The organism is Streptomyces sp. NPDC090445 (genome assembly GCF_044769385.1).
GTDB lineage: Bacteria > Actinomycetota > Actinomycetes > Streptomycetales > Streptomycetaceae > Streptomyces.
Map to the genome: position 1 here is coordinate 56,181 of NZ_JBIVXV010000012.1, position 15,734 is coordinate 71,914.

The 15,734-nt window shown below is 72.1% G+C and carries 12 protein-coding genes; 8 read left to right on the forward strand and 4 right to left on the reverse strand.

What is annotated here, in order from left to right; all coding sequences use genetic code 11:
* Window positions 1-140: 140 nt before the first annotated feature.
* A complete protein-coding gene (locus ACIQUT_RS22815; protein WP_403565125.1) occupies window positions 141-779 on the reverse strand; it encodes a hypothetical protein in 639 nt (212 codons plus the stop codon).
* Between the two features lie 365 nt (window positions 780-1,144).
* Here ACIQUT_RS22815 and ACIQUT_RS22820 point away from each other — a divergent pair, with 365 nt between their 5' ends.
* The gene (locus tag ACIQUT_RS22820) at window positions 1,145-2,029 is read left to right on the forward strand and encodes an RICIN domain-containing protein (protein WP_403565127.1); all 885 of its coding nucleotides are present in this window, start codon (window positions 1,145-1,147) and stop codon (window positions 2,027-2,029) included.
* A gap of 16 nt (window positions 2,030-2,045) precedes the next feature.
* Here ACIQUT_RS22820 and ACIQUT_RS22825 read toward each other — a convergent pair whose 3' ends face one another.
* Window positions 2,046-3,053, reverse strand: a complete 1,008-nt coding sequence (locus tag ACIQUT_RS22825; RefSeq protein ID WP_403565129.1) for a glycoside hydrolase family 43 protein — start codon at window positions 3,051-3,053, stop codon at window positions 2,046-2,048.
* 558 nt (window positions 3,054-3,611) lie between these two features.
* Here ACIQUT_RS22825 and ACIQUT_RS22830 point away from each other — a divergent pair.
* On the forward strand, window positions 3,612-4,385 hold the full coding sequence (locus tag ACIQUT_RS22830) for a CAP domain-containing protein (protein WP_403565130.1): 774 nt from the start codon (window positions 3,612-3,614) through the stop codon (window positions 4,383-4,385).
* Between the two features lie 93 nt (window positions 4,386-4,478).
* Here ACIQUT_RS22830 and ACIQUT_RS22835 read toward each other — a convergent pair whose 3' ends face one another.
* Window positions 4,479-5,546, reverse strand: coding sequence for a M12 family metallopeptidase (locus tag ACIQUT_RS22835; RefSeq protein ID WP_403565132.1), 1,068 nt, complete (start codon window positions 5,544-5,546; stop codon window positions 4,479-4,481).
* 420 nt (window positions 5,547-5,966) lie between these two features.
* Here ACIQUT_RS22835 and ACIQUT_RS22840 point away from each other — a divergent pair, with 420 nt between their 5' ends.
* Complete coding sequence (locus tag ACIQUT_RS22840; RefSeq protein WP_403565133.1) at window positions 5,967-6,809, forward strand: NAD(P)H-binding protein; 843 nt, start codon at window positions 5,967-5,969, stop codon at window positions 6,807-6,809.
* A gap of 8 nt (window positions 6,810-6,817) precedes the next feature.
* Here ACIQUT_RS22840 and ACIQUT_RS22845 read toward each other — a convergent pair whose 3' ends face one another.
* Entirely contained in the window at window positions 6,818-9,238 is a 2,421-nt protein-coding gene (locus ACIQUT_RS22845) for a phosphoketolase (RefSeq protein ID WP_403565135.1), read from the reverse strand.
* Window positions 9,239-9,797: 559 nt separating this feature from the next.
* Here ACIQUT_RS22845 and ACIQUT_RS22850 point away from each other — a divergent pair.
* The 5 genes from ACIQUT_RS22850 (at window position 9,798) to ACIQUT_RS22870 (ending at window position 15,721) form a co-directional block, all read left to right on the forward strand.
* Window positions 9,798-10,157 carry a peptidoglycan-binding protein gene (locus ACIQUT_RS22850; protein ID WP_403565136.1) on the forward strand — a complete coding sequence of 120 codons (360 nt, stop codon included), beginning with the start codon at window positions 9,798-9,800 and terminating at the stop codon, window positions 10,155-10,157.
* Between the two features lie 385 nt (window positions 10,158-10,542).
* The gene (locus ACIQUT_RS22855; protein WP_403565352.1) at window positions 10,543-11,601 is read left to right on the forward strand and encodes a sugar ABC transporter substrate-binding protein; all 1,059 of its coding nucleotides are present in this window, start codon (window positions 10,543-10,545) and stop codon (window positions 11,599-11,601) included.
* 230 nt (window positions 11,602-11,831) lie between these two features.
* On the forward strand, window positions 11,832-12,161 hold the full coding sequence (locus ACIQUT_RS22860; RefSeq protein ID WP_403565138.1) for a hypothetical protein: 330 nt from the start codon (window positions 11,832-11,834) through the stop codon (window positions 12,159-12,161).
* A gap of 1,394 nt (window positions 12,162-13,555) precedes the next feature.
* The gene (locus ACIQUT_RS22865; RefSeq protein ID WP_403565139.1) at window positions 13,556-14,476 is read left to right on the forward strand and encodes an NUDIX domain-containing protein; all 921 of its coding nucleotides are present in this window, start codon (window positions 13,556-13,558) and stop codon (window positions 14,474-14,476) included.
* Window positions 14,477-14,536: 60 nt separating this feature from the next.
* On the forward strand, window positions 14,537-15,721 hold the full coding sequence (locus ACIQUT_RS22870) for a phosphotransferase (protein ID WP_403565140.1): 1,185 nt from the start codon (window positions 14,537-14,539) through the stop codon (window positions 15,719-15,721).
* Window positions 15,722-15,734 lie beyond the last annotated feature (13 nt).

Genomic DNA, 15,734 nt, shown 5'->3' on the forward strand with positions numbered 1-15,734 from the left:
GGGGGGGGGGTTGGGGGGGGGGGGGGGGGGGGGGGGGGGGGGGGGTGGGGGGGGGGGGGGGGGGGTGTTGGGGGGGGGGGGGGGGGGGGGGGGGGGGGGGGGGGGGCCCCCCCGCCCCCCGCGAAGGGGAGGCAGGCGGATCAGCCGACGATGTTGACGGGCCGGTAGGCGTGGTAGCCGTCGCGGCCGCTGACCCCGTAGGAGTGCTGCTTCCAGCGGGTGCCGACCCCGCCTGCCTGCTCGTAGGACTTGTAGGCGGTGTGGGCGCTGTTGGCCCAGCCGTCGAAGATCACGACGTGGCGGCGGTCGGCGTCGTTGCTGTTGGCCTTGATGACCAGGTCGCCGGGGGCGAGGTCCTTCATCGCGATCCGGCGCGTGAACCCGTCGTTCTTCAGGGAGACGGTGTTGGGTCCGGGCTTCGGCAGGCCGAGGGCCATGGAGACGTAGCCGGAGCAGTCCTGCCGGTACCCGTCCTTCCACCGCTTGGTCTGGCTGTAGGGCACGGGGCGCCCGTTGTTGGCGGTCAGCCAGGTCTTCGCCCGGGCCAGGACCTGCGCACGGGTGATCCGGGGAGCCGCCTGGGCCGCCCGGGCCGCTTCGTCCTGACCGGCGTGAGGCGCGAGGGCGCGGCCGGCGTCGTCTGCCGTCGGCCGGGCCGCCGCGGCTGCGGAGGTCCGGGGAGCCGCGGGTGCGGACTGCGCGGTCAGCGCGAGGGTTCCGGCGCACAGCATCGCCGTCAACGTCGCGGTGACCCAACGGCGGGTGGTCTTCTTGGACATGCGGATTCTCCTGCTTCTCGTGTTGTACCTGTTGCTTGTGTTGCTCGCGTTGCTTGTGTGACTGGTGTTGCCTGTTTGCTCGCGTGCGCCGTTCACGGCGGACGGAGGGAGGTGCGACGGTCCGCGCGATCAGGGCGCGGCCGTCGAGGGACCGGCCCCGTACGGGCCGGTGACGGTTGCTCGGCACCGGCTGCGGGGCGGGACGAGAAGGAGTCTGCGGGGGTCGGGACGGCCGCTGCAACGCTGTCCCGTTTGCTTCGGCGATGTCGGGATCCCTAAGGTGCTGACCTGCTGGGACACGACCATCCCGGGACACGGGGCGGCCTTCCGGGGCATCGGTGTGCGGCCGCCGGAAGGGGGCGGGCATGACGGGCCAGGGTGGGCAGCAGCCCCATGCGGGGCAGCAGTTGGGGAATGCGCTGCGGGCTCTGCAGCGGCGGTCCGGCCGTACGCTGCGCTCGCTGGAATCCGAGGTGATGATCAGCGACTCGTCGCTCTCCCGCTATCTGCGGGGCAGCACGGTCCCGCCGTGGACGACCGTCCGCGACCTGTGCCGGGCCCTGGGAGCCGATCCTGCGGAGTACAGGGCGCTGTGGGAGGCGGCGGACCGCTGCCAGCCGAAGCCGCCCGCGGAGCCGGTCGGCCCGGTCCCGGGGGCGGACACCCGGTGGCGCAGGTGGCGGCGTACGGCCGGGGCCTGGGCGCAGCGCCGCTGGGCGTGGGCCGTGGCCGGCGCGTGCGCCGGGCTGCTGTGCGGCGGTGCGCTGGCGTCGCTCGTCCTGTGGCCGTCGGGGCCGGCCCCCGCGCGCGGGGCAGCCGCTCCCCGGGAGCCGGAACCGGCGCGGGAGGCGGCCGCGGCCGCTGCCGGGCCGGGCGGATCAGGGCTCGCCGACCACAACCGCATCTTCGTCAACCGCGTCACGGGCGACTGTCTGGACCACAGTCTCGACAAAGGGCTTCGCTCGTTCGATCCCAACGGGCTGAGCTACCAGCGGTGGACGGTCCACCCGTATCCCGACGGCACCAGCGAGCTGCGCAACCACGCCACGGGCGCCTGCCTGGACAGCGGCGCCTCCGGGCTGCGGGGGGCGTCCTGCAGCAAGGCCGCCTCCCAGAAGTGGGCGGTGACGGCCTTGGCCGATGCATCGGTCGAGATCAAGAACCGGGCCGCCGGGACCTGTCTGGACGACGGCGAGCAGGGGCTGCGGGCCGTGCCCTGCGACGGCTCCGACCGCCAGAAGTGGGGCTGATGCCCGTGGCGCCCGTTCAGACGCGGGGTGTACCGTCCGCGAAGTCGAGGCCGGCCGCGTACAGCAGGCGGCGCTGGGAGCCGTCAGGGCTCCAGCCGTGGAAGAGGATCCGGTCCTTGCCGTCCGGGCCGGTCACGACGTCCTGCCCGCCGGGTCCGCGGACCGCGCCCCCGAGGGATTCGGTGGACATGAGCGGCTCCGGCGCCTTGACGTAGGGGCCCGTGAGCCGGTCGGCCACCGCGTATCCCGTCTTGTAGCGGTGGTCGGCGTAGGAGTCGGCCGAGTAGAAGAGGACGTAGCGGCCGTCGCGCCGCACCAGCGTCGGGGCCTCGACCAGCTGCCCCTCCCACGCGAGGTCCTGGCCGATCAGGGGGAGGGGGTCGCCCGTCGTCCGGGTGCCGTCCCAGGAGACGGGCTGCAGGTGGATCCGGGTGGGAAGCCCGCAGCAGTTGCCGTCGTTCTTCCACAGCAGGTACCGGCGGCCGCCCTCGGTGAAGCTCGCGGCGTCGATGGCGCCGCCCTGCTCGGCGGGACAGACCAGCGGCCCCTGGCCGGCGGGCCGGAACGGGCCGTCCGGGGAGGAGGAAAGGGCGACGCCGATGCACTGCTTCCCGCTCGCGCGGTCACGGGCGGTGTAGTGCATCGTGAATCCGCGGCCGTTCGCGAAGACCTCCGGCGCCCACACGAGCGAGCGCGCCGGCTCCGCCCAGTCCCCGAGGCGGGGCAGGGGGTCGGCGCCGGCCGGCGTCCAGTGGACCAGGTCCGTGGAGGTGGCGTGCTGGATGGTGGCGGCTCCGCTGTTGGTGGCGTAGGCGTGGTACGTACGGCCCACCTTCACGACGTCCGGGTCGGGGAAGTCCCGGTCCAGCACCAGGGCGGGCGCCGCGGCCGCCCGGGCGGGCACGGCGGCAAGGGCGGGCGCCGTGGCGAGAGCGGGCGCCGTGGCGAAGAGGCCTGCGACGAGTACGCCGGAGGCCGTGACGGCGACCGACCGCCCGAACCGGCGTACGACTGTGGGGAACACCTGTCGTCTCCTTGGGTACGAGGAGTTGTGTGCGGGGAGGCTGAGCCCTCCCTCTCGGCGGGCTAACGGCCGGGGGCGCCGGCGGGTCGCTGCCGCAGCCGGGGAGAACGGGGCGTACGGGTGCGCCGCCGGGTGTGCCGCCGCGGGCCACGCCTTCCCCTGACCGGATGCGGCCCGAGCCGGATCCGTGACATACGTCACGGCGCCCGGGTCGAAAACGGAATCTTCGGGGCCACATGAGCCCGCCGACATTTCGAGATTTGTCCGTTTTGGAATCGACATTCCCCTCTCCGGTGGAAACGGAATCCGGCGCACTCGTACCCGATCCGGTGTTTTCCCTGATCCCGGCGGCTTCTGGCCGACCATCAGGCCTTCCCCCGGCTGCCGCACTGCGGCGATGCATGATCCGCGGCCCGTTTCAAGCCGCGTTCCGGATCTCCCGTACGCATTAGTGGCCATAACTTGCCAGGCCCAAGTCGGGCTTTTAAGAATGGCGGCTCCTCCGGCGCCTTCCGGTTCGGTCGCCGGAAGATTCGCGATCACCGAATGAGGTCACGCATGCAGAAGCACCGGAAGAAGAAAAAGCACTACAGGAAAATAGCGATCTCCGTCGGCGCCCTGGCCATCGTGGGCGTGCCCACGGCCGCCATGGCCTGCCTGGGCGGGCAGGAGACCGACCGTACGCAGGCCGCCGCCCAGCGGCACGAGATGCGCCCCTGGCGCACCGCCCCCACCCTTTCGCTGAGCTCGCCCGCCCCCGAGGCGCCCGCAGCCCTTCCGACCCTCCCGGCCGAGAGCAGCCCCGCTGCCGCCGAGAGCAGCCCGGAAGCGCCCGCAAAGCCGGTCGTACAGGCCCCCCGACCCCCGCAGCAGCAGCCGACGCGCAAGCCGGTCACGAGCGTGAAGCCGCAGGTCCAGGCACCTGTGGTGCCGAAGACGTCCACCGCCCCGGCCTCCGGCGCGGTGGCCGAGGTCCTCTCGCTGGTCAACCGGGAGCGCGCCGCCGTCGGTTGTCCGGCGCTCACCCTCAACGCCAAGCTGACCGCGGCCGCCCAGAGCCACAGCCAGGACATGGCCGCGCACGCCAACATGTCCCACACGGGCTCCGACGGCTCCGACCCGGGCCAGCGCATCACCCGCGCCGGATACACCTGGAGCACGTACGGCGAGAATGTCGCGTACGGCTACAGCTCTCCCGCGGCGGTCATGGAGGGCTGGATGAACAGCCCCGGCCACAAGCGGAACATTCTCGATTGCTCCTTCAAGGAGATCGGCATCGGCTACGCGCAGCCGAACCATTACTGGACGCAGGATTTCGGCGCGGCACGCTGACCCGCCGCGACACGACAATCGGCATACAGTATGCGTGTGGGGCGGCCGGATTCCGGCCGCCCCACACGCATATGCGCAGCAGTTGACAGTGGTTCACCAGCACATGAGGGCCGCCTTGCCGGGGCCCCAGGTGGAATACAGCCGGGCGCGCACGATGTACGTACGCCCCTGGAAGAGCCTGACCTTCAGGCGGCCGTTGCGGTCCGTGCCGCTGTCGTCCGTGCCCGTGTGGTAGCGCAGTTCGCCGTTGACGTCCTCGAACAGGACGAGCACGAAGTCGTGGCTGCCGAACGCGCTGATCTCGTACGTCCGCGTCTCCGCGGGCGCGAGCGTGAAGTCGGCCTGCTCCCCCGGCGAGAGGCCCAGCTCGACCGACTGGAGCGGGTGGAGCTCCGGCGGCTTCGCGTCGATGGCCGGGTACCACCGGCGGACGTACTTCTTGTCCTGCTCGGAGATCCGGACGGGCCCGGGGATTCCGGCCCGGTACTGCTCCGGGCGGACGATCAGGCCGGCCGGGAACGGGTACTCCATGACGGAGGTCGGGTCCCACGTCGAGCCCTCGACCTCGCCGGTGGACAGCTTGCGCAGGATGTTGTGGAAGGTCTTGTCCCGCGACCAGAAGTTCGGCGGGCCGCCCAGCGAGGCGTAGACCTTGGCCTCGTCCCATTCGATGCCGGCGAACGGGTTCTGGTGCTCGTGGGCGAAGCCCAGGGTGTGCCCGATCTCGTGCCGCGCGGTCGCCTTGCCGTGCGGCGTGTCGGTCAGGCTCCAGCCGAACCTCATCGTGGGCTGCGGCGGCGGGATGCCCAGGACGTCCCGGCCGACGTACGACCACGAGCCGTCGCCCCGGCGGAGGCTGATGCGGACCTCGGCCTCGGAGAGCTGCGTCACCTCGCGGAACTCCAGCCCGATGCCCGCGTCCTTCCACTCCTGGAAGGCGCGTCGGATCTCGTCGAGCTGGGTCGCTTCGAGGGCGACGCCGGGCTCGTTGAGGAAGCAGTAGTGCAGTACGGTGCCGTTCACCCACTTCGCCCGGCCGACGAGTATGGCGCGCTGCCTGTCGGGGCTGAGGTCGGGCGGCAGAACGGGTTCGATGCGCGGTGGTTGTGAGCAGTACAGCGGGACGTCCGCCACGGACGCCTCGGCAAGGTTCTCTGCCATGACCGTTCACTCCTGAATGACTGTGGTGCGAGGTTCCGGTCGGCGGTGTCGGGGGCGCGTCAGGCGACGCCGGTGATCAGGCACCGGCCGCAGCTGGGTGCGCGGCCGTCGCTGTCGCGGGGGAACCGGGGCTCTCGGCCGAGGGCGTTGCCGTGGGTCAGCCGGTACGGGGGGGTAAGGCCGTCCACAACGGAGGGCGGACAGCAACCGACCTGGCTGCCTCAGAAATGAGGCTACTCCTCGATATCGAGGATCTCAATCAAAGGCGTTCACGGACATGTGGTTGCGCTTTCAAGGGGAAACACGTCGAACGGTTCAAGCGCACACCACCGTGCCCGGCTACTGCATCCTTGACCTGAAGTGCGGTTGGGTTTCTAGCGTTCGCTTCGGTCGATCATCTGATAACGGAAGGAGACACGCATGATTCTCGTGACGGGAGCCACCGGGACCATCGGCCGTGCCCTGGTGGAGGAGCTTCGCTCCCACGGTGCCGGGCCGGTCAGGGCGCTCACGCGTGATGCGGCCCGGGCTTCGTTCCCGGAGGGCGTCGAGACGGTCCGGGGCGACCTGGCCGACGCGGGCTCGGTGAAGCCCGCGCTGGAGGGCGTGCGCTCGCTGTTCTTCATACCGGGCCTGGGCGAGCCGGGTTCGGACGCCGAAGTCCTCGGTGCCGCCCGCGAGGCCGGTGTGGAGCACGTGGTGCTGGTGTCGTCCATCACCGTGCGGACCCATCCGCACCTGGGCCCCGCCGCTCGGCACGCGGCCGGCGAGCAGCTGCTCCAGGACAGCGGGATGGCGTGGACGGTCCTGCGCCCCACGCAGTTCGCCTCGAACGCCCTGTGGTGGGCGGCCTCCATCCGCGAGCGGAACCCGGTCCGGGTGGCGTACCCGGACGTCGGGCTGCCCACCATCCACCCCGCGGACATCGCGTCGGTGGCGCGGGCGGCGTTGACCGACACCCGCCACCGGGGCCGGACGTACGCCCTGACCGGCCCGGAGCGGGTGACGGCACGGCAGCAGGTGGCCGCCCTCTCGGCGGCGCTGGGGCGGGAGGTGGCCGTGGCCGGGATCGGCCGGGAGGAGGCCCAGCGTGAGATGGCCGCGTACCTGGGGGACGAGGTCGCGGACGCCGTCCTCGACGTGACGGGCGGGGACGTCAACGAGGAGCTGCTGAGGGTCCGCGACACCGTCGCACAGGTCACCGGCTCCCCGGCGAGGCCGTTCCACCGGTGGGCCGCCGAGAACGCAGCCGCCTTCCGCTGAGCCCGGCGTCAGCCGTCCCAGGACCAGTCGGCGACCTCGGGCAGGTCCGTGCCGTGCTCGCGGATCCAGTCGTGGTGGCGCTGCCGGGTCTCCTCCATGCGCTGGCGTACGGCCGCGGCGCGTACCGCGAGGCCTGGGACGCGGTCGACGACGTCCATGACCAGGCGGTAGCGGTCCAGGTCGTTGCGGACCACCATGTCGAACGGGGTGGTCGTCGTGCCGATCTCCTTGTAGCCGCGCACGTGCAGGTTGCGGTGGCCGGTGCGCCGGTAGGCCAGCCGGTGCACGAGCCACGGGTAGCCGTGGTAGGCGAAGATCACCGGCCGCTGCGTGGTGAAGAGCCCGTCGTACTCGGCGTCGCTCATGCCGTGCGGGTGCTCCCCGGCGGGCATGAGACGCGCGATGTCCACGACGTTGACCACCCGCACGGCCAGCTCCGGCAGGTGCCGGCGCAGCAGTTGGGCCGCGGCCATCACCTCCTGGGTGGGGACGTCCCCGGCGCAGGCGAGCACCACGTCCGGCTCCCGGGTGCCGTCCTCGGTGCCGGCCCACTCCCAGATGCCGGCGCCGCGCGCGCAGTGGAGCTTCGCCTGGTCCATCGACAGCCAGTCGAAGCAGGGCTGCTTGCCCGCGACGACGACGTTGACGTAGTCGCGGCTGCGCAGCACGTGGTCGGCCACGGACAGCAGGGTGTTGGCGTCCGGCGGCAGGTACACGCGGACCGCTTCGGGGCTCTTGTTGAGGACGTGGTCGACGAAGCCGGGGTCCTGGTGGGAGAAGCCGTTGTGGTCCTGCCGCCACACGTGCGAGGTGAGCAGGTAGTTGAGCGAGGAGATCGGGGCGCGCCACGGCAGGCGGCGGGTGGTGCGCAGCCATTTGACGTGCTGGTTGACCATCGAGTCGACGATGTGGACGAAGGCCTCGTAGCAGGAGAACAGTCCGTGCCGGCCGGTGAGCAGGTAGCCCTCCAGCCAGCCCTGGCAGGTGTGCTCGGACAGGATCTCCATCACCCGGCCGTGGCGTTCCAGGTGCTCGTCGACGTCGAGGACGTCGGCCTGCCAGGCCTTGCCGCTGGCCCCGTAGACGGCCTGGAGGCGGTTGGAGGCGGTCTCGTCGGGGCCGACGAGGCGGAAGTCGCGCCGGTCGGCGGTGGCCCGCATCACGTCCTGGAGCAGGTCGCCGAGGATCCGGGTGGGTTCGTGCTGCGTCACGCCGGGCTTGTCGACGTCCACGGCGTGGCGCTCCAGCGGCGGCAGGGGCAGCTCGCGCAGCAGGAGCCCGCCGTTGGCGTGCGGGGTCGCGCCGAGCCGGCGCGTGCCCTGCGGGATCCCGGCCAGCACCTCGGGGAACGGGGCTCCGTACGCGTCGAACAGCTCCTCGGGCCGGTAGGAGCGCATCCACTCCTCCAGCTGCCGCAGGTGCTCCGGGTTGTCCCGTACGGCGGCCAGCGGGACCTGGTGGGCGCGCCAGGTGCCCTCCACGGGCAGGCCGTCCACCACGGCGGGGCCGGTCCAGCCCTTCGGGGTGCGCAGCACGATCACGGGCCAGCGCGGCCGGTCGGTGCTGCCGCCGGTGCGGGCGGCGTCCTGCGCGGCGGCGATGCGATCCAGGGCCGTGTCCATGGCGAGGGCCATCGCGCGGTGTACGGCGGCCGGGTCGTCGCCGGACACGTGGATCGGGTCGTGGCCGTAGCCCTGCATGAGGGCGTCGAGTTCGGCGCGCGGCAGCCGGGACAGCACCGTCGGATTGGCGATCTTGTAGCCGTTGAGGTGCAGGATCGGCAGGACGGCGCCGTCGTGGACGGGGTCGAGGAACTTGTTGGAGTGCCAGGCGGCGGCCAGGGGCCCGGTTTCCGCCTCGCCGTCGCCGATCACGCAGGCGACCAGCAGGTCCGGGTTGTCGAGGGCGGCGCCGTAGGCGTGCGAGAGCGCGTAGCCGAGTTCGCCGCCCTCGTGGATGGAGCCCGGGGTCTCCGGGGCGACGTGGCTCGGCACGCCGCCGGGGAAGGAGAACTGCCTGAAGAGCCGGGCCATGCCGGCCGCGTCCCGCGTGACGTCCGGATAGACCTCGGTGTACGAGCCCTCCAGCCAGGAGTTGGCCAGGACGGCCGGACCGCCGTGGCCGGGGCCCCAGATGCACAGGGCGTTCAGGTCACGGGCCTTGATGACCCGGTTGAGGTGGGTATGGACCAGGTTGAGGCCGGGCGAGGTGCCCCAATGGCCGAGCAGGCGCGGTTTGACGTGCTCAGGGCGCAGCGGCTCGGTCAGCAGGGGGTTGGCCATGAGGTAGATCTGCCCGACGGCGAGGTAGTTCGCCGCACGCCAGTGGGCGTTCAGGGCGGCGAGCTCCTCCTCGGTGAGCTCGGCGGGCGCGGCGGACGCGGCGGATGCGGCGGATGCGGCGGGCTCCGGCTGTGTGTCGGCGGACATCACGACTCCTCACGGTGTCGGGGCGGCGGCGATGGCGGTCGGCGGTGACGGTCCCCCACCGGGGCCCCGCAGGGCCCCCGTTGCGGTCGGCGGCGGCCGTGTTCCGTCCTGTTGTGTGCACCGACTACCACCCTGTGGGGCCGGCGGCGTGCCCGACAGGGCCGTTCGGGCCACACCGCCGGGCGGAGTGGACCCGCACGGCCGTGCGTTGCACCCCCGGCCCCGTCCGCCCCACCCGCCCCCACCGGCGGCCGTGAAGAAGCGGCTGCGAACAGCAGAAGGCCCCGGCCTCCACGAGGAGGCCGGGGCCTTGATCGAGCGCTGGGCAGGCCTTGCACCTGCATCCCCCCACAGGAAGTGGGGTGCCTTTCCTTGGACCACCAACGCCGGTCCCACCACCACGTCACGTGGCGGCGAGCTCGGGATCGATCATAGCGCACCCCGGGACCTGCCCGGACAGCCCCGCAGGTCGCTCCTGCGGATCGGGCGTCCACGGCCAACAATGGACTACGCCCGGAGCCACAGCCGCCAGGGCTGGGCCCCACCGAGAGGAGCCGCTTTGAAACGCCGGATCGTCTCCGTCCTCAGCGCCGCCGCGCTCACGGCCGGGGTCCTGGGTGTCACAGCGCCGTCGGCGAGTGCGGCGCCCGGAGGGTGCACGTACACGTCGTCGTCCGCCCGGCCCTCCCTGCAGCACGGCAGCAGGGGGGCGGCGGTGAAGCAGGCGCAGTGCCTGTCGAACATCTGGGGCGGGGTCCCCAAGCTGGCCGTCGACGGCGTTTTCGGCAGCCGCACCCTGGACAAGGTCAAGTGGATCCAGGGCTGCCACGCCCTCACCAGGAACGGCATCGTCGGCCCCAGGACCTGGGCCGTCCTCTACGACCCTGTTCCGGACTGCTACGACCCGTACCCCGGGTAGGGCCGCCCCCGGGTAGGGCCGCCCCCGGGTAGGGCCGCCCCGGGTGGAGCCGCCCCGGGTGGGGCCGCCCCCCGGTACGGCCGCCTCAACCGGGGCCACTTTCGGATCATGCACTTCCGCTTTTCAGTGAAGCGCCCCCGGTCATTCACAAGTTGAACTTTCGCCACGAAGCGCCGGTCGATGAAATGCGGGGATCGGACCGAATTGCACGAATCGCCGACGATGGCAACGTTGCCATCTCGTTAATAAGTCACTCCTTGACGATGGCCGTTTACGCCCAGTTGACTGCCTCTACCTCGGCCGCAAGGAACACGGCCCTGTCATGGAGGTTTACACCGTGAACACACATCTGGGCCGTGCTGCCGCTGCCGTCGCCGTCTCCGCAATGGCCGTCTCGCTCACCGCCTGCGGCAGTGCGGAGGACGGCGACGGGAGACCGGGCTCCGGAAAGGGCGACGAGATCAAGGTCGGCCTCCTGCTGCCGGAGAACCAGACCGCGCGTTACGAGAAGTTCGACAAGCCGCTGATCGAGAAGGAGGTCGCCAAGTTCACGCGCGGCAAGGGCAAAGTGGTCTATGCCAATGCCAAGCAGGATGCGGCCACCCAGAGCTCTCAGGTCGACACCATGATCACCAATAAGGTGGATGTCCTGATCATCGACGCGGTGGATTCCAAGGCCATCGCGGGCGCCGTGAAGAGGGCCAAGGAAGCGGGCATCCCGGTCGTCGCCTACGACCGCCTCGCCGAGGGCCCGATCGACGCCTACACCTCCTTCGACAACGAGGACGTCGGCCGGATCCAGGGCAAGGCGCTCCTCGACGCCCTGGGCGACAAGGCCAGGGACGGCCAGATCGTCATGATGAACGGTTCGGTCACCGACCCGAACGCCAAGCAGTTCAAGTCCGGCGCGCACTCCGTCCTCGACGGCAAGGCGACCGTCGGCCGGGAGTACGACACCATCGAGTGGAAGCCGGAGAACGCCAACGCGAACATGGCCGCCGCCCTCACGGCGCTCGGCAAGAGCCGGATCATCGGCGTCTACTCCGCCAACGACGGGATGGCGGGCGGCATCATCACCGCCCTCAAGGCGGCCGGAGTCACCAACCTGCCCCCGGTCACCGGCCAGGACGCCGAGCTGGCCGGCGTGCAGCGGGTCGTCGCGGGCGACCAGTACATGACCGTCTACAAGCGGTACGCCCCCGAGGCCGCGGCCGCCGCGGAGATGGCCGTCGCCCTGGCCAAGGGCGAGCGGATCGACGGGATCATCAACCAGAAGGTCGACAGCCCGACCGCCAAGGGCGTGCCCTCGGTGCTCGTCCCCGGCATCGCCCTCACCAAGGAGAACGTCAAGTCCACCGTGATCGACGACGGCGTCTACACGGTGGACGAGATCTGCACGGACAGGTACAAGGCCGCCTGCGAGGCAATCGGCCTGAAGCCGTAGGCGGAGGCCTCGGGGCTCCGCCCTCGCGCAGGGTGCCGCGTCCGGTGCGGCCGGCCTCGGCGCATCACCGGCCGCCGCGCCCGGACGGACGTGACTCCGGCGCGCGCCCTGCGCATCCCGCCCGCGCCGCAACCGCAGGGGCCTGTCGGCGGCGCAGGCCCGGCTTGCAGGTGTCGCGGACATCGTCCACGGTGGAACAGCAGGGCCATGTGGGGAATACCCGACAGCAGGTGACTGCGAAGCACGGCAAGCCCGTTGGGTTTTTCCGAGGCCGCATGCCACCGGTGAAACGGATTCCCGCGGCTGTCGACAGGTCGGAAGGCGGCGGTGGGGCCGCTGCCGCGGACCGGGTCTTCGTGAGGATTGAGAAGATCGGCGCAATGGGTGCCCTGATCGGGGCCCTGGAGCAGCTCGCCGATACGTCCGGGCTGGGCAACAACGGCATATTCTCCTGGCGCGTGAACCAGACCCGATTCCGCGGCATCAACCGTTTCCCGCTGAAATATGTGTCCAGGCTCCTGGACTCCCGCAGGTCATCGCGATTCCGCAGGTACGGCTGACGGCTGCGGCCCGGATGCTGTGGGGCCGACCGGGCAGCAGGGAACGTGCACTGTTGCTTTGTGCCCTCACCGGCACCGCCGCCGGCATGCAGGTCCGCCAGTACTACGGATACGACGGGTCGGACAACATCTCCTTTACGGGGACGAACGGCTGTACCGGTCGCTGCGCCCATGACCACCCGCAGCAGCACGATCCAGGACCGGTTGATGGCCGACGCTCTGGTCACCACGGCGGCGGGAGTCATCGTCACGGAGCTGAGGAAGAGCCGCGCGCCGACGGCTGCCCCCGGTCGGGTCGTCCGGGTGGGCGGCCGTCCGCTGCACGTTCCGCACAGGCCGGGGCAGGCGCCGACGGTCGTACTGGCGCACCAGGCTGGACGGTGCCCGGTATCCGGAACATCTGCCGGAGGTCCTTCACCGAGCGGGTGCGCGGGCCCCGTTCGTGCTGGTGGGCCACGCGGTCGGCGGGCCGCTGATCAGGATCTTCGCCGAACGACACCCCGAACTGACCGCCGGCCTCGTGTTCGTGGACGTCGCCCAGGAGCGCAGGCCGGTCCACACACGGTGGGCCCCGCATCGCCGGGTGGAGAAGGGGCTGCCCGACGCAGCGAGGGAGATGGCGGCCATCAGTCGGCGGAACGCCGAAGCCCGACAGTGGAAGACCACCATCGCCTACCTGGCGCTCCTGAACATCGCCACGTTCGGAGTCCCCCACGATGCCGATGCACGGCAGACCCAGTTCGCGATCGCCAGGGCGGCGGCGTACGAGCAGGGGTCGAGCCGGAAACAGGTATCGGCGGTGACCAGGTTCGCCGACCGTGTCGTCGGTACAGGGGCGGGGACGGGGGCGGGGACGGGGGCGGGGACGGGCCCGGCCGCGGCCCCGGCCACACCCACGCTGTGCGCGGACATCGGCGACGACGTCCGGGAGGCCCAGGACATCGGCGACGACGCATGGCGACCCGGCCGAGGGCCTGTTCTCCGAGACCGCGTCGGTGGGCGAACTGCTCCGTGTGCGCAAGGCTGCACTGGCAAGGGCCCGGAACCGCTCCTGAGCGGATGCCCCCGGCGCCTCGGGCCTGGGCGGCTCCCTGCGCATCGATGAGGGAGTCCCGCTGCCCACGCGGCCGGTCGCACGCCGCATCCAGCGGGCCCAGGAAGCTGCGGCCCACGGAGGTGTCCCGGCCGGCGGCCACCGCATCGCGGCCGCCGACGCCCGAGCGGTGTGCCGCCCCGTTCGGGTGGGTTTCGGGGCGGGGTGCGCCGGGCGCTCCCCGGATCCGGACGACCGCCGGGCCCCGGATGCGGTCGGGGGCGTTCCGGGGGCTTGTCCGTGGGACGGCTGGGCAGCATGTCCCTCGCCCTCCCGGCCCCGTTGGAAGGAGTCCCGAGCGATGCGTTCTGCTGCCTCAGACGAACCGCAGGGAACCGCTGCCCTGCTGGTCGACTCGCGCGGCCGGTACCTGCTGCACCTCCGTGACGCGAACAAGCCGCACATCTGCGATCCCGGCACCTGGTCCATCCCCGGGGGCTACCGAGAGGCGGGCGAGACGTGCCGGAACGCGGTGGAGCGCGAACTGCTGGAGGAGACCGGCCTCGTGCTGCCGCTGGAGCCGTTCACGGTGGTCGACGCCCACGGCCCCGACGGGACCGAGGCCCGAGTCCAGGTCTACCTCGGGCACTGGGACGGCAACGCCGACGAACTCCCCCTCACCAAAGGGATCATGCTCCGGCACTTCGACGCCACCCGGATCCCGTACCTGACCTTGTGTCCCTGGACGCAGCAGGTCATCGACCTCCACCGGGCGGCCGAGCCGCGACCGCCGACGACGACCGGCCACCGGACCGGTGGCGGAGGCGGTGGCGGTGGGGGTGGGCGGGCACGGCCGAACATCATCGGTGTCCACCTCTACCTGGAGCGCAACGGCACGGTGCTGCTCGGGCTGCGGCACCCCGACTCCGCGTACGCGGGTGCCGCGCACCACTTCCTCGCCGGGCACTGCGAGCAGGAGTCCGCCGTGAGCTGCCTCGTCCGGGAGGCGGAGGAGGAGGCCGGTCTCGTGATCGACCCGGCGGACGTCGAACTGGCCCATGTCGTGCACGTGGTGGACCATCCGGGCGGACAGCCGCGGATGCAGCTCGTCTTCCGCGCCCGCCGCTGGCGGGGAGAGCCCGAGGTGCGCGAGCCGGACCGCTGCGTGTCCTGGGGCTGGTGGCCCGCCGACGCGCTCCCGGACCCGATCGTCCCGTATGCCCGGCTCGCGATCGAGGGGATCGGGGCCGGCCGCGCGTACAGCGAACTCGGCTGGGTCTGAAGCGCCCTCGTGAGTCCGCCCAGCGATGCCCCGTCCGCACGATCGCCGAAGGAGCCGCCCGTGCTGTCCGATCCGTCCGACCCGTACGGCGGGAGTGCCGTACCCCGCCGCGAGCGCTACGCGCTGCCCGTCGACGTCCATCTGCTCCTGCGCCGCGACGGCGAAAAGGGACCGGAGGTCCTGCTGTCCCGGCGCGCCGGGCCCGTGTACGCCTCCGGCCTGTGGCACCTCCCGTCGGGGCACCTGGACGGGCCCCACGAGGACATGGTGGAGGGGGTGATCCGTGAGGCCGCGGAGGAGACCGGTGTCGTCATCGACCGCGCGGACGTGGCGCTGGCGGTCACGGTGCACCACCGCAGCCCCCACGGCCGGGCCAGGATCGGCGTGTTCTTCGAGGTCCGGCGCTTCGCCGGCGAGCCGGCGGTCATGGAGCCCGCCGTCTGCGACGCCATGGCCTGGTACCCCCTCGACGCGCTGCCGGAGCCGATGGTGGCGTACTGCCGGGCCGGCCTCGACGCGTACCGCGACGGGCATCCCGGCGCCGTCCACTTCCAGCAGCCCGGCGACCCCGTCCCCCACCGGGAGGACGGACCGGACCGGGCCCGGACCCGGCTGCTGGCCGGCGTCGCGCCGGTGGACGGCCCGTCGCGGGCGCTGCTCGCGTTCGCGGAGCGCGCGGTGGGGGGCATCTCCGGGGCCGAGGACGTCTCGTGGGCGCGGCGGGGCAGCAACGTGTGGCGCCTCACCGGTGCCGCCGGCGGGACCTGGTACCTCAAGCGGCACGCCGGGGCCCGCTTCCACCAGCGGGAGGTGGCCGCGTACCGGCAGTGGGTTCCCGCGCTCGGCGGCCGGGCGCCGCAGCTCGTCGCCGCGGACGAGGGCCTCCGCGCGATCGTGGTCACGGCCGTGCCGGGGAGCCCGCTGCACGGTGCGCCCGGCCTCGACCGCGGTCTCTTCCGTGCGATCGGCGCGCTCGCGGCCGCGATCCACGCCGCCGCACCCCCGCGCCCGCCCGCCGGCCGGGTCTCCCCCGCCCTGGCGGAGTGGGAACACCACCTGGATGCCGCCCTCCCCCACCTGGCCCCGGGCGACGCCGGGTTCGTCCGGGCAGCCGCCGGGCGGCTCGCCGGTCTGGCACCCCTCGGGCTGGTGCCCACCCACGGGGACCTGCAGCTGCGCAACCTGCTGCGGTCCGCCGACGGCACGCTCGCGGTCGTCGACTTCGAGCGCATTGTCTTTGCTTAGTGGTCATGTCTCA

Bases quoted from the DNA above. Each gene is read 5' to 3' on its own strand.
- ACIQUT_RS22815 (WP_403565125.1), bottom strand. From the start codon at position 779: ATGTCCAAGAAGACCACCCGCCGTTGGGTCACCGCGACGTTGACGGCG.
- ACIQUT_RS22820 (WP_403565127.1), top strand. From the start codon at position 1,145: ATGACGGGCCAGGGTGGGCAGCAGCCCCATGCGGGGCAGCAGTTGGGG.
- ACIQUT_RS22830 (WP_403565130.1), top strand. From the start codon at position 3,612: ATGCAGAAGCACCGGAAGAAGAAAAAGCACTACAGGAAAATAGCGATC.
- ACIQUT_RS22835 (WP_403565132.1), bottom strand. From the start codon at position 5,546: ATGGCAGAGAACCTTGCCGAGGCGTCCGTGGCGGACGTCCCGCTGTAC.
- ACIQUT_RS22840 (WP_403565133.1), top strand. From the start codon at position 5,967: ATGATTCTCGTGACGGGAGCCACCGGGACCATCGGCCGTGCCCTGGTG.
- ACIQUT_RS22845 (WP_403565135.1), bottom strand. From the start codon at position 9,238: ATGTCCGCCGACACACAGCCGGAGCCCGCCGCATCCGCCGCATCCGCC.
- ACIQUT_RS22855 (WP_403565352.1), top strand. From the start codon at position 10,543: ATGGCCGTCTCGCTCACCGCCTGCGGCAGTGCGGAGGACGGCGACGGG.
- ACIQUT_RS22865 (WP_403565139.1), top strand. From the start codon at position 13,556: ATGCGTTCTGCTGCCTCAGACGAACCGCAGGGAACCGCTGCCCTGCTG.